Here is an 18,320-nt window from a genome sequence, read left to right on the forward strand (position 1 = left end):
GTGGACTCAAGCCGGTCACCGTCCGCCCGGCCGGCCGTCTCTCTTCCAAAACGCCGTATTCGGAGTGTACGAATACCTGTGTTCGCGGCCTGAGATTTTAGCGTCCCTCGCGGAGAGGGTTTTTGCCAGCGGCGCCCGGGAGGAATATTCGACACGCAAAAACCAGGAGAACGTGCTAGTGTCCATCCAAGTTGCAGTTTTGGTACCCAAAAAACTTCGAGCGCTCCGTCGGCCACGCGCCGCCCGGAAGCGCTTTATATTTCCGGTATTTTCCGGGCAGGGCATCATCGCGGCGACACGGCGTCCGTATGGTACGGGTGCTGGTGTACTGCCCCAAGGAGATACAACATGGCTGCTGGCACCGTGAAGTGGTTCAACGCGGAAAAGGGTTTCGGCTTCATCGAGCAGGACGGTGGCGGCCCTGACGTGTTCGCCCACTTCTCGAACATCGCCGCCCAGGGCTTCCGCGAGCTTCAGGAGGGCCAGAAGGTCACCTTCGACATCGCGCAGGGCCAGAAGGGCCCGACGGCCGAGAACATCGTCACCGTCTGACACTGACGCGCATCTTGCAGCTGGGGCCCGCATCCCTCGGGGTGCGGGCCCCAGCTGCATGCGTTTCCGCAGTGATTCCTCCTGCCGGAAAGCCGCCCCAAGGTACGCGACCCCGTCTTCGGAGTCGTACCCCTTGGTGCTCCGGATCAGATTCCGCACGCATTCCCTTTTCAGCTGCGCCGCCACCATATTTCCGTGCGCCGCGTTCGCTTCTCGAATTACATTCGGTCCGTACCTGTGATTCCGCATGCTGCCCTTACGCTGCGGACTTCCTTGATGCGTGCCGTATCAAGGAAGGTTCTGAATGAACCCCACACGTACGAACAGCCGCTCTTCCCGCACCCGCCGCACCGGCGCTCCCGCGCCCGGCTACTCCTCCGGTTCGACCCGGGGCAGTCGCTTCGGTGTGTCGTCCGCCCCGAGCCGTTCGGGTGCACCCCGCCGCTCGGGAGGTCAGGGTCGGCGGCCCGCCCCGGTGCAGGGCGAGTTCGCCCTGCCGAAAACGATCACTCCGGCGCTGCCCGCCGTGGAGGCGTTCGCCGATCTCGACATGCCGAAGACCCTGCTTGCCGCGCTCACCGCGCAGGGGGTCTCCGTCCCCTTCCCCATCCAGGGCGCGACACTGCCGAACTCCCTCGCGGGCCGTGACGTCCTCGGCCGCGGCCGGACGGGCTCCGGCAAGACCCTCGCCTTCGGCCTGGCCCTGCTGGCCCGCACCGCCGGACAGCACGCCGAGCCCCGTCAGCCGCTGGCGCTGGTCCTGGTCCCCACCCGGGAACTCGCCCAGCAGGTCACCGACGCGCTCAGCCCGTACGCCCGCGCCGTGAACCTGCGCCTGACCACCGTCGTCGGCGGAATGCCGATCGGCCGGCAGGCGAACGCGCTGCGGAGCGGCGTCGAAGTCGTCGTCGCCACCCCCGGCCGCCTCAAGGACCTCATCGACCGCGGCGACTGCCGACTGAACCAGGTCGCGATCACCGTCCTCGACGAGGCCGACCAGATGGCCGACATGGGCTTCATGCCCCAGGTCACCGCGCTGCTGAACCAGGTCAGGCCCGAGGGCCAGCGGATGCTGTTCTCCGCGACCCTGGACCGCAACGTCGACCTCCTGGTCCGCCGCTACCTCACCGACCCCGTCGTCCACTCCGTCGACCCCTCCCAGGGCGCGGTCACGACGATGGAACACCACGTCCTGCACGTGCAGGGCGCCGACAAGCAGCGGCTGACCACCGAGATCGCGGCGCGTGACGGCCGGGTGATCATGTTCCTGGACACCAAGCACGCCGTGGACCGACTCACCGAGGACCTCCTCCGCAGCGGCGTGCGGGCCGCAGCCCTGCACGGCGGGAAGACGCAGTCGCAACGCACCCGCACCTTGGCCTGGTTCAAGGCCGGGCACGTCACCGTCCTGGTCGCGACGAACGTCGCGGCCCGCGGAATCCACGTCGACCAGCTCGACCTCGTCGTCAACGTGGACCCGCCCACCGACCACAAGGACTACCTCCACCGCGGCGGCCGCACCGCCCGGGCCGGCGAGTCCGGCAGCGTCGTCACCCTCGTCACGCCCCAGCAACGCCGTGGCATGAACCGCCTCATGCAGGACGCGGGCATCGTGCCCGAGACCAACCAGGTCCGCTCGGGTGAGGCAGAGCTGGTCCGGATCACCGGCGCCCAAGCCCCCTCCGGCATCCCGGTCACCATCACGGCACCGGCGCCCGAGCGCCCCAAGCGCAGTACATCCTCATCCCGTGGTCGGCGTAGCTCCGCCTCGGCCGCCCGGCGGGCCGGCGCCCGTCGGCCCGCCTCCCCCGCGGCGGCGGCCTGAGAATCACGTGATCCGGCAGTTCGCCCATCTCCGCAGGAGGCATGTTGTGACGCTGATCCGAATGCAGCCCGGCTCGTCGAGCACCAGTTCTGGACCGCAGACGGTCAACGAGGTCATGGAGGTGGCCGGACCGCAGGTCGGCGACGACATGACGGTCGAAGTGGCCCTGGCCGTGATGGCCAGTGCGCGCACCGAGCATCTCCTCGTCTGCGACGATGACGGCGTGTGCACCGGGCTGGTCACCCTGGCCCAGCTCATCGCCGTCCGCGACAGCGCCGACTACGACGACCAGTTCCGGTTGCGCGCCGTACCCGGCGACCGGGGGCTGTTCACCTCGCCCCCGACCCCGACGGCCGAAGCCGAACACGCGATGCGCCACCGCCGGCTCGACGCGCTGCCCGTCATCGACGAACAAGGTTGCGCCCTGGGCGTCCTCGCCCTGGCTCACTGAACCGCCTCGCCACGGCTGCACCGCCCCTCCCTCGTGCCATGGGTTTCGGAGATGGTCCCGGGGTCAGTGCTCGGAGTAGCTGAAATCGCCCATGGTCCAGGCGCTCACGTCCGCGATCGAGACGCGGTACATCCCGCCCGTCTCCGGGATCCCGACCGTGCCCTGAAGGATCCGCGCCAGGTGGAAGTGCAGATGGGTGGGCGGCCCGTCCTTCCGGGTCGGTGCGGTGAAGACGGCGGAGAACTCTCCCAGGCGATCCGAGTCCGCCAGCACCTCCGAGACCCGCTGCCTCCACACCGCTTCGGGGGCCAGGCGGCCGGTGATGACCGTGCCGCCGGTGGCTACCGTCAGGGACATCTGATTGCTCTGCCCGGACTCCACCAGGGTGGCAACGTCCACGAGCAGCTCGTCAGGCTTCGACATGAACACTGATTCTATTCACGGGTCGCCCCGGCCCCCTCCACCGGTCGTGCCGCTGTAGAGCTGCCTCTGAAGGGCCGTCACCGCTTTGCTTTCAGAAGCGGATCACTCATGCCCGTTCCTCCCCGCCCGCCGCCTCTGCCACTGCCCCAGAAGCCGCGGTCGACCAGGTGCGACCGCCCTGCGCCCCACCTGCTTCACTGCCCGAAGCCGATTACCTCGCTGCCGGACGCACGAAAATCTGCATCGGCCAGAGTAGACATTGGGCAGTGGTGTCGCTATGTTTTCTTCCGTAGCCGAGAAGGACAGCAGGGCCTGGCAGAGACGAACTGCCGGCAAGCAGTACCAGCAGTACAGGTGGTTGCAGTTCGCAGGACGGTGCGGCGGCGGAGTTTCGAAGCCAGGGTTGTTGCAGGACGGCGACGGGACTGGCGGCCGGACCGGGTGGCCCGCAGTGATCAGGGGCCGCCGCGCGGGACCGCGGTCACGGCATGCGCGGTACCCGTGAGTGCGCAGTTCACAGCAGTGAGGCAATGGAGCGGTACCGCCAGTACGCAGTACCCAGTGGTAGGCAGTCGATCGCCGAGGGAAGAACGGAGGAACGAGGCACCATCAGGATCGCCCGGACGGAAGTCTTGAGTCCGGGTACCGCAGGACATCGATAGTGAGGTGGTCTCCGGTCAAGCAACCGCGATCCCCGCACGCCCGACAGCAACTGGGTCGGGTAGGCGGACACAGAAGGCCGACGCGGTATCAAGGTCGGCATGTGGTGTAGAAGTTCCTTCGGGGCCCTGGTGCCGTACGGCACCAGGGCCCCTCCGCGCGTTCCAGAGAGAGGTGCAGATGACAGCAGATGACTCGTACGGCCGACTTGACGACGACGACTATCCCGCCTACACGATGGGCCGGGCCGCCGAAATGCTCGGCACCACCCCCGCCTTTCTGCGGGCCCTGGGTGAGCACCGCCTGATCACCCCGCTGCGTTCCGAGGGCGGTCACCGCCGCTACTCCCGCTACCAGCTGCGCATCGCCGCCCGCGCCCGTGAGCTCGTCGACCAGGGCACCCCCATCGAGGCCGCCTGCCGCATCGTCGTCCTCGAAGACCAGCTGGAGGAAGCCCAGCGCATCAACGCCGAATACCGCCGTGCCACCGAACCGACCCACCCCTCGGCCGTGGCTTGAGGGGTTCGACCGCCGTCGGCATCGGCCGACGATGCGCCGCCGCCGTGGTGCGCACAGAACGAGCCGGTCGGTCTCCAGCACGTGAGGCACACCGCGATCCTGACCAGGACGGGCCGGGCCTACCGTCGGTTTTCCGGCCGCCCACAGAGGGGACGCTCATGCCGCGAGGATCTCGGATCACCCGGCCATGGCGCCCCACTCGTCGTGGTCAGGTGGCGGCGAGGAAGATCGCGATGTAGTGGGCGGTGAAAGCTGCCACTGTCAGCGCGTGGAAGACCTCGTGGAAGCCGAACCAGCGGGGCGAGGGGTCGGGGCGCTGGAGGGCGTAGACGACCGCACCCGCGCTGTAGAGGAGCCCTCCGGTCACGATCAGACAGACCACGGCGACCCCGCCGCTGTGCATGAATTCGGGTAGGTATCGCACGGGCGCCCAGCCCAGGGCCAGGTAGCAGGGGGTGTACAGCCAGCGGGAAGCCCCGACCCACAGAACGCGGAAGGCGATGCCGACCACAGCACCCGCCCACACGATCCACAGCAGGAAGGACCACTGGTCGCGGGAGAGCAGAAGCACGGCGAGGGGGGTGCATGTGCCGGCGATGATCAGGAAGATGTTGGCATGGTCGAGGCGGCGCAGAACAGCCTCGCCGAGGGGTCCCCAGGTGCCGAGGTGATAGACGGCGCTCGTCCCGAACAGCAGCCAGGCCGTCACGGAGTACACGGTGCAGGCCAGCACGGCTCCCGGCGTCCCTGCCAGGCAGATGAGGACGATGCCCGCGGCAAGCGACGCAGGGACCATGACGGCGTGAAGCCAGCCACGCAGTCTCGGCTTGAGCGGTTCCATCAGATCGGCCGCCCGCTCCGTCACGGACTCCCTTCCTTCTCCCGTCGGCGCGGAAGCAGGGCAGGCGACTTCGGCGCCGCCTCGGAACGCTGCATCCCGTCCCGAAACGGACCGCTGACTTTCTCCAGCAACCATGTGCACATGCTAGGAAACGGCCCGAAAGGGCTACCAGAGGGCCACCTCATCGCACATGGCCTGTTCGGTCGCCTCACGATCCGATCCTGGCCGCCTGGCCAGAACCTGCTCCGGGTGATGCCCAGGCTTATGATCCCCAGGCTTACGGTGAGGGTTCGACCCCCTTCATCCACTCCGCAGCGAAGCCCCAGGGCGGCGTCTTGGTCCTGCTTGCTTTCGGCGAGGCCCCTCGCAGCTGCCGCGGGCTGCGTACGTGAACGGCCGTAGCGGACCTCCATGGGCGCATACTGGCAGCAATGACAAAACCAAGTGCACCGAAGCGCGTTCTGCCCACCAGCCCCTTCAAAGCCCCGGTCACGCTGCCTCCCAAGCAGTTCGCTGTAGGCGACCAGGTCACACATGACGTGTACGGCCTCGGCCGGGTCACCGGCGTCGAGGCCGGAATCGCGGCGGTCGTGGATTTCGGCTCTGAAAAAGAGCGGATCCTGAGCCCGTACGCCAAGATGAGCAAGCTCTAGGACCGCCGTACCCGTTCACGGCGCACCAGATCCGTCTACGGACCCGCAAGGAAGAGGACCCCTCTCATCGACCTGAACTCGCCCTTCTCCGCCCCGGTAGAGACGTCCCCCTGCGCCGCCGCAGCGTCGCCGCATCCCACCACACGTCCCTTCCAGGCACCCGATTACGGGGAAATCGAAGCCTTCCTGCTCGACGACGACGTGCAGGCGTCCGCCTCGGGCGCGAGTGCGGCTCGACGCGAGGCAGGCTAGGTCCCAGGCGCAACGACCGCTTCGGCATCGGGCTCCGAGGCGTATCCGTTTCCGTCTCCCTCCACGGCGTGCGTCGACCAGCTCCGGGTGGCTGGGATGAGGTCGGCCGCGAACAGCACGGTGCCGACGAAGGCGACACGAGGGGCACATCCCCGGCGGCCGGCCCGAATCGCGGCCATGGCCGGCTCGTCGGTGCCGGTGCCGACGTAGATCGCTCCCAGGCTCTGACAGCGTGCCCCAGCCGTGCCCTCAAGGGCGGTGAACAGCGGTCGACACGGGCGTCCCGGGATACGCGAGAAATGCCCCACCAGGAACGTTTTCGCAGGTCAGAGCTCAGATGATCGAGCCGAGCGTCGGTGGTTCCCCAGCTCATGGCGCGGGTTCGATTCCCGTCATCCGCTCTTCTCACGAAGCCCCAGGTCAGAGACCTGGGGCTTCTGCGTTGCCGGTCCGGTCAGGACCCCGCGCCGCGCAAGTCGGGCCTGGCGGCAGCGCCGTCCTCGGACGCCTGGACAGGAGCGAAGATCCGGTCCAGGTGGTGATGGAGCACCGCCATCGCCGACTCCGGGCTCCGCTGGCCCACGAGGATGCTGGTGCCCATGGTCGCCGTCATCGCGAGCAGGCTGATCGCCTCCATGCGCGCGTCGGCGTCCGGGTCGGCCAGGCCGGCCTCCTGCGCCTGCTCGAGGAGTCCGGTCAGGGCGTTCTCCGCGACGTCGGGATTGTCGATGAAGGGCTGGGCGGCCAGCGCCCCGTCGGTCACCGACAGGATCGCGTAGGAGCTGTACAGCAGGTGGAACGTACGGCTCTCCTCATCGACCGGAAGCGAGGCCGACAGCAGCGCGTCCACCGTGGCGCGCGGGCCCGGGTCCGGGCCGACGGCGGCCAGGCGGGCACCCACCCTCGCGGTGAATCGGTCGGTCAGGTGCCGGAGGCCGTAGAAGAGCAGCTTCTCCTTGGTCTCGAAGTAGTACTGCACGAGCCGGAGCGACACACCGGCCTCCGCGGCCACGTCGCGCATGCCGACGGCATGCAGCCCCCGCCGCCCCGCGACCTGGATGAGCGCCTCGGCGATCTGCGCGCGCCGCTCCTCGTGATCCACACGCTTCGGCATGTTCCCGCGTCTCCGCCTGTCGATGAGTGGGTTCGCGCTCCGCTACCCGAACGCCTTCATGATACCGGTGTACCACATTGATGATACGGTCGTACCACAAAGAACGGTTCTTCACAGGAGGTGCCGCCGTGCCCGAGAACACCGCCCCGGTAGGCCGCGACGTCGGCCGCTACGTCAACGACACCCTGCGCGACCGCTACTTCGCCGCCGCCGACGTGATCTACGCGATGGGGGCACCCGCGCGCTCCGAGACCGACGTCGAGACGAGCTTCGGCACCACCCACGTCTACCGGTACGGGCCCGCGGACCCCGCCGCCGAGTCCCGGACCCCGATCGTCCTGATCCACGGCGCCGGCTACAGCTCGGCGATGTGGTACCCCAACACCCCCGGCCTCAGCCTCGACCGCCCCGTCTACGCGCTCGACACCCCGGGCGACGCCAACCGCAGCATCCACCGCGAACCCATGTGGCAGCCCGAGCGCGCCGCCCAGTGGATGGACGAGACCCTCGAAGCGATCGGCCTCGACCGGGTCCACCTCGTCGGCTCCTCCTACGGCGGCTGGCTCGTCCTCAACCAGGCCCACCTGCGGCCCGGACGGCTCGCCTCGGTCACCGCCCTCGACCCCGGCGGTCTGGAGAAGGTCGGCCTGCGCTTCTTCGCCTGGGTCTTCGTGAGCCTGTTCGCCACCCTCGCCCCGAAGGCGCTGCGCCCCCGGCTCGCAAAGTGGCTGGACCAGCCGGTGATCGCCGTCCCCGAGATGCGCAGGTGGATCCAGCTCGGCGCCCGCGCGTACCGGATCCGCCGCCCCGCACCCCGGCCGCTGGCCGAGGACGCGCTGCGATCCATCCGGACCCCGCTCTACGTCATCATGGGCAAGCACAGCCTGCTCGTACACCCCAAGCGGCAGCTGGAACGCGTACCGCGCCTCATAGCCGGCGCCCGCGCCGAGATCATCACCGCGACGGGGCACGGCCCGCAGATCGACCACCCCGACGTGGTCAACGCCCGGATGCTGTCGTTCATGGAGGACGTCGACTCCCTCGACCCTGCCACCGTCGACGGATAGGAACAGCGGTCGATTCCCGTCATCCGCTCGTGAACGAAGGCCCTGGTCGGAGACCAGGGCCTTCGTCGTCCTCCGGGCCTCTCCGGGCGTCACGCGCCGAGGTCGGCCGGGAGGCGGTCAGAACTCCAGCACCTCGCGGTCGAGCGGGTACCGGGCTCGGTGGGGGCCGTCGTACGGCGAGGGTGTGATCGGCAGGACTCCGGTCGGCTGGAGGCCCAGGTTGTCGTCCCAGATCCGGGGTTCGACATGACCGACGACGCGGAACCTCCGGAAGGTGAACGGCGGGCTGTCGGTCGGGAAGAACTCGGGCGTGGTCATCACCTGGAAGTGCAGGTGCGGCGTGGTCGAGTTGCCGCTGTTGCCGATCAGGCCGAGGACCCGGCCGGGTTCGACGTGGTCGCCTTCCCGGACCCTGAGCGAGCCGGGCTTCAGGTGGGCGTAGAGCAGGTAGCGGCCGGGCGCCACCTCCACGGTGACGTGGTTGCCGACGGTCTCGTCGATCGGCGGGACCGGCGGGGTGACGGGCGGCGTGTTGTCCGGGATCCCGTCCTGGACCTCCACCACCCTGCCGCCGGCCGCGGCGACGACAGGCTGCCGGTAGCTCAGGTAGCTGGTGAGCCGCGCGGGGTCGCCTTCCCAGGTCTGCCCCCGCTCGCCGACCTTGTACCAGTCGATCGCGAAGCGCTGCGGTACGTAGAAGCGGCCGTTGATCGGGCCGAGGCCGCGGCGGTGGTGGGTGTTGCCGCAGCACGACTCGCTGGAGTACCAGGTGCCGGGGCGGACCGGCGCGTCCAGGTCCAGCGGAACGGTGCGGTCGGTCGGGGTGATCTGGACCGTCTCCTCGAACGGGGAGGAGCCGGAGGCGGTGAGGACGGCGCCCGAGAGGCGGTGTTCGAGGACCTTGGGCACCCGCTGACCTCGGTCGAGGGCCAGGTCGAGCCAGACCACCCACTGCTGGGAGCCCGGGATCACGGTCGGCGTCGGCCCTGGCGGCGCCGGCGTGTACCCGTCCGCACCCGGCAGGGGATCGCCCACCGGGTTGGCGGCATCGGCCAGCGCCTGCCCGCTCAGCGAGCCCACCACCCGGTGCGTTCGCGCGTCCCGGACCTCGACACGGTCCAGCCGCACCCGTGCGCTGCTGGGCAGCGCGTTCGTGGTGAGCAGTTCGTACGAGAGGTGCGTCTTGCCGTCCGTCGCGCGGAACGGCGCCGGTTCGGTCATCACGGTCGCCGTCAACGGCGTGAACTGGGGGCCGGGCGCCGGCGTGGCCGCGCCGGTGCCGTATCCGGGTGCCGTTGCGGCCGTCAGCATGCCGACGGCGAGCACGGCGGCCGCGAGCCCGCGACGTAGCGGACTGCGGGCGGTGCGGTTACGAGGGTGGCGCTCTGCCATGGTGCTCTTCCCGTCGTCGGGTCCGGGACCGTGAAGATCACCGGCACGCCCCGCGCCGAGGCGCAGGCCCATGTCTAACCCGGCGACGCGCCGATCCGGGCCGAGGGCACCGGTGCCAGGTCCGGACTCCACCCGTCCAGCCCCATCGACCGGCGAGCCCGGGTCGCCCTCAGCGTGGGAGCGTCGGCCTCGGTATGCGCGGTCCCGCCTCCGGGCCGGTCCGCGCGCCCGCGCGGTCCTTCGGCCGACGACCGGGCGTCCGACGGCGCCTGGGGCCTCGTTGCCGCCCGGAGGGCCGTCAGGGGGTGACGATCGGGAAGGTCCGGTCGGGCTGCGAACGGTAGGCGAGGAGCCGGGCGATGAGGGCCGGGTCGCCCTCGGTTCCGATGCCCAGGGCGTCGACGCCCTTCCCTGCGAGCAGGCCGAGGAGCTGGGCCTTGCCCAGGGTGAGGGTGAGGCCGGCCGGGGTGCGGGGCGGGGCGGTCGCCTCGCGGTGGGTGAGGGCGCCGTTGTGGAGGGTGAGCCGGTGCCGGGTGCCCGCGCCCGTGGGACCGTCCGTGAGGACCAGGTCGATGACCAGCTCGTCGTCCCAGGCGCGCGGGCCGTCGATCGCGATGGCGATCGAGTCGAGCAGCATGGGGACGGTGAGGGCCATCACCATCTCGGGGTTGGCCAGGTCGATGACCTCGCCGGTGATGCCGCCGCGCAGCTCCTGGGCGCCGCGCAGGTAGAAATTGCGCCAGGTGGCGTTCTCGGCGCCGTACCCGAGCCGCTGGTACACCCCGGCGAGGGTGTCCTTCGCCTCCTGGTCGTCCGGGTCGGTGAAGACGAGGTGGTTCAGGAGGGTGGCGGCGAAGCGGAGGTCGCCGTCCTCGGCGTAGGCGCGGGCCTTGGCGAGGGCGTCGGCCGGTCCGCCGACCGCCTCCACGTAGCGGCGGGCCAGTTCGACGGGCGGGTGCTCCCACAGATGGGCCGGGTTGCCGTCGTACCAGCCGAGGTAGCGCTGGTAGATCGCCTTGGTGTTGTGGCTGAGCGAGCCGTAGTAGCCGCGCGCGTGCCAGGCCCGCCGCAAGGCGGGCGGCAGCTCGATCCGTTCGGCGATCTCGACGCCGGTGTACCCCTCGTTGAGGAGGCGGAGGGTCTGGTCGTGCATGTAGGCGTAGAGGTCGCGCTGCTCGGCGAGGAACGCCACCACGTTGTCGTGGCCCCAGGTGGGCCAGTGGTGGGAGGCGAAGCCGACGTCGTACTGCCCGTGGAAGTACTCGATGGCCTCGTCGAGGTAGTGGGCCCAGACGCGGCTGTCGCGGACGAGGGCGCCGCGCAGGGTCAGCACGTTGTGCATGTTGTGGGTGGCGTTCTCGGCGAGGCAGAGGGCGCGGTGGTCGGGAAAGAGGAAGTTCATCTCGGCGGGCGCCTCGGTGCCCGGGGTGAGCTGGAAGACGATCCGCACCCCGTCGACCGTCTCCTCCTGGCCGGTCTCCGTGATGTCCACGGTCGGCGGGATCAGGCTGATGGTGCCGGTGGAGGTGGCCTGGCCGAGCCCGACGCCGATCTGCCCGTCGGGGGCGGTGGGGAGACCGACGCCGTACATGTAAGTGGCACGGCGTCCCATCGCGTTGCCGGCGTACACGTTCTCGCTGACCGCGTGCTCCAGGAAGCCGGCCGGGGCCAGGATCGGGACGCCGTCCCCGGTGCCGTGCGGGAGCACACCACGGACGCCGCCGAAGTGGTCGCCGTGCGAGTGGGTGTAGATCACCCCGGTGACCGGGCGGTCGCCGCGGTGCGCCCTGTAGAGGGCGAGGGCGGCCGCCGCGGTCTCGACGGAGATCAGCGGGTCGATGACGATCACCCCGCGCGTACCCTCGACGAGCGTCATGTTGGAGAGGTCGAGGCCGCGCACCTGGTAGACGCCCTCCGTGACCTCGTAGAGGCCCTGGCGGGAAGCGAGCTGGCCCTGGCGCCACAGACCGGGGTGGGCTGTGTCCGGGCAGTCGGCCTCGAGGAAGGCGTAGGCGTCGTTGTCCCAGATCACCCGGCCGTCGTCGGCCTTCACGACACCCGGGACGAGGGCACCGAGGAAGCCCCGATCCGCGTTGGCGACGTCGGTCGTGTCCTCGAAGGAGGGCAGGGTCTCGGCCATGGCCTGATGCTCCGTTCCGCACGCTCGTTCCGCCTGTCGGTCCATCTGAACATCAGCCGCGAACTATCGCATATCGGACCCTCGGTGGGGTGGTCGAGAGGTCCAGCGGTGCGCCGTCCTGGCCGCCGCGGCCGGCCACACGGAACTGACGGAGGGGGTACGCCGCCTGGGAGCCGCGCAGGCCGATCGCGGGCGCTCCGACTGGGCCGCCTTCGTCGGGTCGGGCCTTCTCCCGGCGCACACGGCCCGCCCCGCGCCCGGTACGAGGGCAGGGCCCGGACCGCGTGTCGCCGTCCGGGCCCTGCTCTCGTTCACCACCGCCCTCGGCGGCGGCGTATCAGCTCTCGTCGTTGTCGTCGTCGGTCCGGTCGGCGCCCTCGGCCGTACCCGTCTTCTCGCGCATCTTGCGCACCAGCTCCGCCTTCCGGTCGGCCGCGTTCTGGCGGTCGCGGTTGCGGTGCGGGCCGTTGTTCTGGCGCTCGGCGCGGGACTGCCGCTTGCGCTGGCCGCCGCCCTGGCCCACGGGGTTGTTGATGTTCTTGCTGTCGGTCACGGGTTCTCCCGGTCGTGCTGCGAGGTGGTCTGCGGATTCATCGGTGGGCGGCGGGCTGCGACGTCGAAGAGGTCGGCGGAGGCCCGTCACACCCTCACTCGTGAATCGGCGTCTGGAAGAACATGACAAAGACGTTACCCGGTTCCACCGACCCCGCACACCAGGCCCTGCGCCGCTCAGGGACGGACCCAGTAGACGTCGAAGAAGCCCGGGAGCCGACGGCGCACCACGCACGGGGCCGCTCGCCCCCGGTCAGGGTGGACGCCGGTCGGAGTGGACGCCGGTCAGGGTGGACGCCTCCCCTGGCCAGGCCCGATCATGAGGGAATGTCGCTCCGCACGTACGAGGCCGATCTGTTCGAGGGTTTCCGCGGGCGTCTGGAGGCGATCGCCTATCGGATGCTCGGGTCCGCCGGTGATGCCGAGGACGTCGTGCAGGAGACGTATCTGCGGTGGCACGCGGCGGACCGGGAACGGATCGAGACGCCCGAGGCGTGGCTGACCAAGGTGCTCACCAATCTCTGCCTCAACCAGCTCACCTCCGCGCGGGTCCGGCGGGAGACCTACGTCGGCCAGTGGCTGCCGGAGCCGGTGCTCGCCGGGGACCGGATGCTCGGGCCGGCCGACACCGCCGAGCAGCGCGATTCGGTGTCCCTCGCGATGCTCACCCTGATGGAGCGGCTGTCGCCCAACGAACGCGCGGTGTACGTGCTGCGCGAGGCCTTCGGGTACGCGCACCGGGAGATCGCGGAGATCCTCGACCTCACCGAGTCGAACTGCCAGCAGATCCACCGGCGGGCCAGGCAGCACCTCGCCTCCGGCCGGCCCCGTGCCGAGGTCGACGCGGCCGCCGCGCGGAAGGTCGTCGAGGAGTTCCTCGCCGCGGCCCTCAGCGGTGACACCGAGCCGCTGGTACGGCTGCTCACCGACGACGCGGTCGGTGTGGCCGACGGCGGGGCCCGTGTCCCGGCCCGCAGGAGCCCGGTCGTCGGTGCGCTCGGCATCGCCCGCTACCTGCGGGGGCTGTTCCGGCCGAGCGCCGCCAAGCGCGCCCTTGCCGGCGGCGAACCGGTGCTGTACTCCGCCGTCGTCAACGGCGGTCCCGCCGTGCTGGTCTCGATCGACGAGCGGATCGCCGGAGTCATCTGCCTCCACACGACGACCGACGGTGTCGTGGCGGTCCATCTCCAGGTCAACCCGGACAAGTTGGAGCGTCTGACCCGCCGGTGGGCGGCCTCCGGGCCCCATCTCCCGTTCTCGAAGATGTGGTGACCCAGGTCACACTCGATTCCTGTCAGGGATCGCGTGGCTGTCCGGTTCAGGAGGTGAGTCCAACCGGATAGGGAGCCAGCCATGAAGCACCGCATCGTTGTCCTCGGAGCCGGGTACGCCGGAGCGATCGCCGCCGGTCGCCTCGCCAAGCGGCTGCACCGCGACGACGTCGAGATCACCCTCGTCAACGGCGAGTCCGAGTTCGTCGAGCGGGTCCGTCTGCACCAGCTCGCCAGCGGACAGGATCTGCCGAGCCGCCCGCTGCGGGACGTGTACGCGGGCACCGGCGTGGAGCTCCGGTCGGCGTGGGTCACCGCCGTCGACGTGGACCGCGGGACCGTCGAGCTCTCCGGTGAGCACGGCGCCGAGACCCTCGGCTACGACAGCCTCGTGTACGCGCTGGGGAGCACCGCCGGCGCCCTCGACGTCCCGGGGGTCGTCGAGCACGCCCACGGTGTCGCAGGGAAGCAGGACGCGCTGCGACTGCGGGCGCGCCTGGGCGAGCTGGAGGCCGGCGGGACCGTGCTGATCGTCGGCGGCGGCCTCACCGGCATCGAGGCGGCCACCGAGATCGCCGAGGCCCGCCCGGACCTGGCGGTCGCCCTCGCCGCCCGCGACGGGGTCGGCGCCTGGCTGAGCGAGAAGGCCCGGAACCACCTGCGGACCGTCTTCGGCCGGCTCGGCATCACCGTCCACGAGGGCGCCGACATCACCCGGGTCGACGCGCACGGCGTCGTCACGGGCGACGGGCGGGAGATCCCGGCCGACGTGACCGTGTGGACCGCGGGCTTCGCAGTGCACCCGATCGCCGCCGCGACGGCCCTGGAGGTGTCCGGCACCGGACGGATCGTCGTCGACGCCACCATGCGCTCGGTCTCGCACCCCGATGTGTACGCCGTCGGCGACGCCGCGTTCGCCGAGGGACCGGGCGGCAGGCCGCTGCGGATGTCGTGCGCCACGGCGAGCCCGATGGCCTGGCGGGCCGCCGACGCCCTCGCGGCGCGCCTGACCGGCGGCAGGATTCCCGAGAGCACGATCGGTTACGCCGCTCAGTGCATCAGCCTCGGTCGCCGTGACGCCGTCTTCCAGAAGGTGACCCACGAGGACGGGATGACGTCCACCGTCGTCACGGGCCGGGCCGGTGCCCGTATCAAGGAGTTCATCTGCGCGGGCGCGGCCTGGAGCGTCTCCCACCCGACGATGATGATGCCGAGCCGCCGCCGCCGGCTGACGGCGGCCACCGAGCCGGCCGCACCGCGCCTCGCCGCCCGCTGAGGACCGCGGGCGGCGCGGTCGGTGGGACGGGGTCGGTGGCCCGACGGTGGCACCCCCGCGGCCCGGTCGCTGCTTCGAATGAGCGGCCGGGTCTCGCCCGGTCGCCTCATTCCGTCCAGGGCTGGAGCTTCTCCGGGTTGCGGACCGCCCAGATGTGCGTGATCCGGTCGCCCGCGAGGCCGAAGGCCGCCACCGTCACGGTCGTACCGCCGCGTCGGGCCACCAGGCCGGGGCGGCCGTTGACCGTGCGGACCTGGAGGGTCGTTCCGGGCGCCATGTCGCCGATGGCGACGATGTAGCGGGCGATCTCCGCGGCACCGGTGATCGGGCGGAGTGCCGCGCCGACCAGGCCGCCGCCGTCGACGACCACCGTGGCGTCGGGGTTGAGCAGGCCGACGAGCGCCGCGATGTCCTGGGCCTCCCACGCCTGCTTGAAGTCCTTGATGACACGCGCCTGCAGCCCGGTCGGCAGCTCCGGCGCCCGGGCGTCCCGGACGCGCCGGCGGGCCGACGAGGCGAGCTGTCGGCAGGCAGCGGGCGTGCGGCCGACGATCGTGGCCAGTTCCGTGAAGGGGTACCGGAAGACGTCGTGCAGGATGAACGCGACCCGCTCGGCCGGGGTCATGGATTCGAGGACGACGAGGAAGGCCATGTCGACCGACTCGTCGAGGGCGATCCGGTCGGCGGGGTCGCTCCCGCCGTCGCCGGCCCGGCCGTTCAGCCACTCCACCGTGTCGGGCAGCGGCTCCGGGACCCACTCGCCCACATAGCGCTCGCGCCGCGCCCGCGCCGAGCCGAGGACGTCCAGGCAGATACGGCCGACCACGGTCGTCAGCCAGGCGCCGGGCACCTCGATGGCCTCCTGCTGCGGGCCGGACATCGCGTACCAGCGTGCGAAGCCCTCCTGGACGGCGTCCTCCGCCTCCGCGAGGGAGCCGAGCAGCCGGTACGCGACGTTGATCAACTGCCGGTACTCGCCCTCGGGTCGGGCGGCCGCGGGCGCGAGCCCGCGTTCTGGTTCCGTACGGCTGCCGTTCATGGTGGTGGTGTCCCCCTTCGTTCGATGCGCGCTCGCCATGATCGGTGAGACGCGCGTCACTCCGTAACCCCGGTACCGCGCCTCACATTCTCGGGGGCCGTGTCGTCGGACTGTCGAGAGAGCGACCGGCAGCGGAAGGACGGGATCATCATGGTCACGCGGACGACAGCGGGGACGGCGTCGACGACGGCAGCGGGGACGGCGGTGGCGGGACGGCGCGACGGCCGGTTCGCGGGGTTCGTGCGCGTCTCGATCGCCCTGCAGACGGCGAGCATCTTCTTCCAGGCCGTCACGGCCGGAGCGGCGCTGACCTCAGAGGTCGGCTCGACCTTGCACGATCTGGGCTCCAAGGGCATGTACGCGATGTCGATGCTGTACCTGCTCGCGGCGGTCCTGGCGTGGCGGCCGGGCGGCGGGGCGGGCAGGCCGGCTCTCCACGCGACCGGTTTCCTGCTCCTCGGGACGCTGCAGGTGGTGATGGGCGTCTATCACGTGATGGGCGTTCATGTTCCGCTGGGTGTCCTGATGTTCGGCCTCAGCATGCTCGACCTGGGACGGGTGGTGCTCCAGCGGATGCGCCCGGCACCGGAGGGCGCCTACGCGCACTCGCCCTCCTGAGACAGGGCCGCCCGCACGACGGCCGCGGCCGCCCGCGCCGCGGCCGTCACCGGATCGGTGCTGCGGGCGGCGCGGCCCAGCATGAACGCGCCCTCCAGCAGGGCGATCACCGAGCTCGCGGTCTCGTGCGCCGCGGGTTCGGCGATGCCGCCGGCCCGGTAGTGGGCGGCGAGGCCGTCCGTCCAGCTCGCGAACACCTCGGCCGTGGCGATGCGCAGCGGTTCATGGGTACTGGCCACCTCCAGCGCGACGGTGGCGATCGGGCAGGGGTCCGCGAAGTCGAGCTCCCGCAGAGTCTCCGCCGCGGCGATGAACGCGTCGTGGGTGACGGTGGCCATGTCACCGGTCGCGCCCCCGGCGGTGGCCGCGTCCGCGCCCCCGGGGCCGGCGGGCGTCGGGAAGAGCGCGGCAATCAGCCCGAGATAGGCCGCACCCGACGTCCGGACCACCTCCTCGCCGAGCTGCGCCTTGCCCCCGGGAAAGAAGTGGTACGCCGAGCCGTACGGGGCGTCCGCCGCCGCGACGATCTGTTTCATCCCGCTGGCCGCGTAGCCCTGGCGCCGGAAAAGCTCGGTCGCGGCGGTGACGATGCGCTGCCTGGTGTCGCCCGTGGTCCTCACACTCGCTAGTCTCTCACTAGATAGACCGATCTAGTGAGAGCCAGTCGTATCGAGCCGGGGGTCGTCCGTTGTCCGAGATCGAACTGAGCGCAGGCGTCATCGACTACACGGACACGGGCGAGGACGGAGGCGAGGACGGAGGCGAGGACGGAGGCGAGGACGGAGGCGGGGACGGGGCCGCGGGCGGCCGGACCGCGGACAAGCACGTCGTGGTGCTCGTCCACGGGCTCGGCTTCGACGAGTCGGTCTGGGACGCGGTCGTCGAAGAGCTGCGCGGGGACTTCCGCGTCGTGGTGCCCGTCCTGCCGCTCGGCAGCCACCGCAGACCGATGCGGCCGGACGCGGACCTGTCGGCGCACGGGATCGCCGCGCTCCTCGCCGAGTTCCTCGAACGCCTCGGCCTGCGCGACGTCACCCTGGTCCAGAACGACGCCGGTACGGCCCAACTCCTCGTGGGCGTACGCGACGAGCGCGTCGGCCGCCTGGTGCTCACCTCCTGCGAGGCACTGGACAACTACCCGCCCGGCGTCCAGGGCAGGACCCTGTACGCGGCGAGCCGCGTCCCGGGCGGCCTCTTCCTACTGCTCCAGTCCTTCCGGGTGCCCTTCCTCGTCCGGATGGGGACCTCGCTGGGCGGGATGGCGCGGCACCCGATCCCGTACGCGCTCGTACGCCGCTGGTACCGGCCCCTGCTCACCCGGCGCGCGATCCGCCGGGACCTCGCCTCGTTCCTCCGCGGCACGGAGAAGCGCACGTACCTCGAAGCGGCCGGGAGGCTCCGGGAGTTCGACCGGCCGGCGTTGGTCGCCTGGGGTGCCGAGGACCGCATGATGCCGCCCGCCACGGGCCGCCGTCTCGCCGAACTCCTGCCGCGCGGGCGCTATGTGGAGATCCCCGACGCGGGCACCCTCGTCCAGCTGGACAACCCCGGCGCCCTCTGCGCGGAACTGCGCCTCTTCATCGGTGAGAGCGCCAGGGAGTCCCGGTGAACCGCGCCACGCCTCACCACGCCCGCCCCCGCCTCACCACCGCCCGGCCCGGCCTGAGCCGGCCCG

18 protein-coding genes are annotated in these 18,320 nt (G+C 70.8%); 10 read left to right on the forward strand and 8 right to left on the reverse strand.

Features of this window, described 5'->3' with window-relative positions; translation table 11 throughout:
• Positions 1-348: 348 nt before the first annotated feature.
• The 3 genes from OG392_RS17540 to OG392_RS17550 all read left to right on the forward strand — a co-directional run bounded on the left by OG392_RS17540 (position 349) and on the right by OG392_RS17550 (position 2,828).
• Positions 349-552 carry a cold-shock protein gene (locus OG392_RS17540; RefSeq protein WP_329280420.1) on the forward strand — a complete coding sequence of 68 codons (204 nt, stop codon included), beginning with the start codon at positions 349-351 and terminating at the stop codon, positions 550-552.
• Positions 553-856: 304 nt separating this feature from the next.
• Positions 857-2,377, forward strand: coding sequence for a DEAD/DEAH box helicase (locus OG392_RS17545; protein WP_329280422.1), 1,521 nt, complete (start codon positions 857-859; stop codon positions 2,375-2,377).
• Between the two features lie 46 nt (positions 2,378-2,423).
• The gene (locus OG392_RS17550; RefSeq protein WP_329280424.1) at positions 2,424-2,828 is read left to right on the forward strand and encodes a CBS domain-containing protein; all 405 of its coding nucleotides are present in this window, start codon (positions 2,424-2,426) and stop codon (positions 2,826-2,828) included.
• Between the two features lie 63 nt (positions 2,829-2,891).
• Here OG392_RS17550 and OG392_RS17555 read toward each other — a convergent pair whose 3' ends face one another.
• Positions 2,892-3,251, reverse strand: a complete 360-nt coding sequence (locus tag OG392_RS17555) for a hypothetical protein (protein WP_329280426.1) — start codon at positions 3,249-3,251, stop codon at positions 2,892-2,894.
• An 840-nt stretch (positions 3,252-4,091) separates the two neighbouring features.
• Between OG392_RS17555 and OG392_RS17560 the strand changes: the two genes are divergently transcribed.
• Positions 4,092-4,430 (forward strand): MerR family transcriptional regulator, encoded by a 339-nt coding sequence (locus OG392_RS17560; protein ID WP_329280428.1) that lies wholly within the window; start codon positions 4,092-4,094, stop codon positions 4,428-4,430.
• 208 nt (positions 4,431-4,638) lie between these two features.
• Here the strand turns inward: OG392_RS17560 and trhA are convergent, their stop codons facing one another.
• Positions 4,639-5,406, reverse strand: coding sequence for a PAQR family membrane homeostasis protein TrhA (gene trhA, locus OG392_RS17565; RefSeq protein WP_443054801.1), 768 nt, complete (start codon positions 5,404-5,406; stop codon positions 4,639-4,641).
• A gap of 296 nt (positions 5,407-5,702) precedes the next feature.
• Here trhA and OG392_RS17570 point away from each other — a divergent pair, with 296 nt between their 5' ends.
• A complete protein-coding gene (locus tag OG392_RS17570; protein WP_329280430.1) occupies positions 5,703-5,924 on the forward strand; it encodes a hypothetical protein in 222 nt (73 codons plus the stop codon).
• Positions 5,925-6,630: 706 nt separating this feature from the next.
• Here OG392_RS17570 and OG392_RS17575 read toward each other — a convergent pair.
• On the reverse strand, positions 6,631-7,290 hold the full coding sequence (locus tag OG392_RS17575; protein WP_329280432.1) for a TetR/AcrR family transcriptional regulator: 660 nt from the start codon (positions 7,288-7,290) through the stop codon (positions 6,631-6,633).
• 128 nt (positions 7,291-7,418) lie between these two features.
• On the opposite strand from OG392_RS17575, the gene OG392_RS17580 reads away from it, so the two are divergent.
• Positions 7,419-8,357, forward strand: a complete 939-nt coding sequence (locus tag OG392_RS17580) for an alpha/beta fold hydrolase (RefSeq protein WP_329280434.1) — start codon at positions 7,419-7,421, stop codon at positions 8,355-8,357.
• A gap of 117 nt (positions 8,358-8,474) precedes the next feature.
• Here OG392_RS17580 and OG392_RS17585 read toward each other — a convergent pair whose 3' ends face one another.
• The 3 genes from OG392_RS17585 to OG392_RS17595 form a co-directional block, all read right to left on the reverse strand.
• The gene (locus OG392_RS17585) at positions 8,475-9,749 is read right to left on the reverse strand and encodes a M23 family metallopeptidase (protein WP_329280436.1); all 1,275 of its coding nucleotides are present in this window, start codon (positions 9,747-9,749) and stop codon (positions 8,475-8,477) included.
• A gap of 298 nt (positions 9,750-10,047) precedes the next feature.
• The gene (locus tag OG392_RS17590) at positions 10,048-11,889 is read right to left on the reverse strand and encodes an alkyl/aryl-sulfatase (protein WP_329280438.1); all 1,842 of its coding nucleotides are present in this window, start codon (positions 11,887-11,889) and stop codon (positions 10,048-10,050) included.
• A 337-nt stretch (positions 11,890-12,226) separates the two neighbouring features.
• Positions 12,227-12,442, reverse strand: a complete 216-nt coding sequence (locus OG392_RS17595) for a DUF6243 family protein (RefSeq protein ID WP_329280440.1) — start codon at positions 12,440-12,442, stop codon at positions 12,227-12,229.
• A 326-nt stretch (positions 12,443-12,768) separates the two neighbouring features.
• Between OG392_RS17595 and OG392_RS17600 the strand changes: the two genes are divergently transcribed.
• Together OG392_RS17600 and OG392_RS17605 are read left to right on the forward strand one after the other, a co-directional pair.
• Complete coding sequence (locus OG392_RS17600; protein WP_329280442.1) at positions 12,769-13,713, forward strand: RNA polymerase sigma-70 factor; 945 nt, start codon at positions 12,769-12,771, stop codon at positions 13,711-13,713.
• A gap of 81 nt (positions 13,714-13,794) precedes the next feature.
• Positions 13,795-14,988 carry an NAD(P)/FAD-dependent oxidoreductase gene (locus OG392_RS17605; protein WP_329280444.1) on the forward strand — a complete coding sequence of 398 codons (1,194 nt, stop codon included), beginning with the start codon at positions 13,795-13,797 and terminating at the stop codon, positions 14,986-14,988.
• 106 nt (positions 14,989-15,094) lie between these two features.
• On the opposite strand, the gene sigJ is transcribed toward OG392_RS17605, so the two are convergent.
• Complete coding sequence (gene sigJ / locus OG392_RS17610; protein ID WP_329280446.1) at positions 15,095-16,027, reverse strand: RNA polymerase sigma factor SigJ; 933 nt, start codon at positions 16,025-16,027, stop codon at positions 15,095-15,097.
• 150 nt (positions 16,028-16,177) lie between these two features.
• Between sigJ and OG392_RS17615 the strand changes: the two genes are divergently transcribed.
• Complete coding sequence (locus tag OG392_RS17615; protein WP_329280448.1) at positions 16,178-16,645, forward strand: hypothetical protein; 468 nt, start codon at positions 16,178-16,180, stop codon at positions 16,643-16,645.
• Here the strand turns inward: OG392_RS17615 and OG392_RS17620 are convergent.
• On the reverse strand, positions 16,624-17,265 hold the full coding sequence (locus tag OG392_RS17620; RefSeq protein WP_329280450.1) for a TetR/AcrR family transcriptional regulator: 642 nt from the start codon (positions 17,263-17,265) through the stop codon (positions 16,624-16,626). The genes OG392_RS17615 and OG392_RS17620 overlap by 22 nt on opposite strands.
• A gap of 68 nt (positions 17,266-17,333) precedes the next feature.
• Between OG392_RS17620 and OG392_RS17625 the strand changes: the two genes are divergently transcribed.
• Positions 17,334-18,254, forward strand: a complete 921-nt coding sequence (locus tag OG392_RS17625) for an alpha/beta fold hydrolase (RefSeq protein WP_329280452.1) — start codon at positions 17,334-17,336, stop codon at positions 18,252-18,254.
• Positions 18,255-18,320: the final 66 nt, after the last annotated feature.

It is taken from the genome of Streptomyces sp. NBC_00691 (assembly GCF_036226665.1).
In the GTDB taxonomy this organism is placed as follows: Bacteria; Actinomycetota; Actinomycetes; order Streptomycetales; family Streptomycetaceae; genus Streptomyces.

Excerpts from the sequence above, each read along its gene's own strand:
- OG392_RS17600 (WP_329280442.1), top strand. The coding sequence starts at position 12,769 with ATGTCGCTCCGCACGTACGAGGCCGATCTGTTCGAGGGTTTCCGCGGG.
- OG392_RS17605 (WP_329280444.1), top strand. The coding sequence starts at position 13,795 with ATGAAGCACCGCATCGTTGTCCTCGGAGCCGGGTACGCCGGAGCGATC.
- trhA (WP_443054801.1), bottom strand. The coding sequence starts at position 5,406 with ATGGTTGCTGGAGAAAGTCAGCGGTCCGTTTCGGGACGGGATGCAGCG.
- OG392_RS17575 (WP_329280432.1), bottom strand. The coding sequence starts at position 7,290 with ATGCCGAAGCGTGTGGATCACGAGGAGCGGCGCGCGCAGATCGCCGAG.
- sigJ (WP_329280446.1), bottom strand. The coding sequence starts at position 16,027 with ATGAACGGCAGCCGTACGGAACCAGAACGCGGGCTCGCGCCCGCGGCC.
- OG392_RS17540 (WP_329280420.1), top strand. The coding sequence starts at position 349 with ATGGCTGCTGGCACCGTGAAGTGGTTCAACGCGGAAAAGGGTTTCGGC.
- OG392_RS17615 (WP_329280448.1), top strand. The coding sequence starts at position 16,178 with ATGGTCACGCGGACGACAGCGGGGACGGCGTCGACGACGGCAGCGGGG.
- OG392_RS17545 (WP_329280422.1), top strand. The coding sequence starts at position 857 with ATGAACCCCACACGTACGAACAGCCGCTCTTCCCGCACCCGCCGCACC.
- OG392_RS17585 (WP_329280436.1), bottom strand. The coding sequence starts at position 9,749 with ATGGCAGAGCGCCACCCTCGTAACCGCACCGCCCGCAGTCCGCTACGT.
- OG392_RS17590 (WP_329280438.1), bottom strand. The coding sequence starts at position 11,889 with ATGGCCGAGACCCTGCCCTCCTTCGAGGACACGACCGACGTCGCCAAC.
- OG392_RS17570 (WP_329280430.1), top strand. The coding sequence starts at position 5,703 with ATGACAAAACCAAGTGCACCGAAGCGCGTTCTGCCCACCAGCCCCTTC.
- OG392_RS17555 (WP_329280426.1), bottom strand. The coding sequence starts at position 3,251 with ATGTCGAAGCCTGACGAGCTGCTCGTGGACGTTGCCACCCTGGTGGAG.
- OG392_RS17560 (WP_329280428.1), top strand. The coding sequence starts at position 4,092 with ATGACAGCAGATGACTCGTACGGCCGACTTGACGACGACGACTATCCC.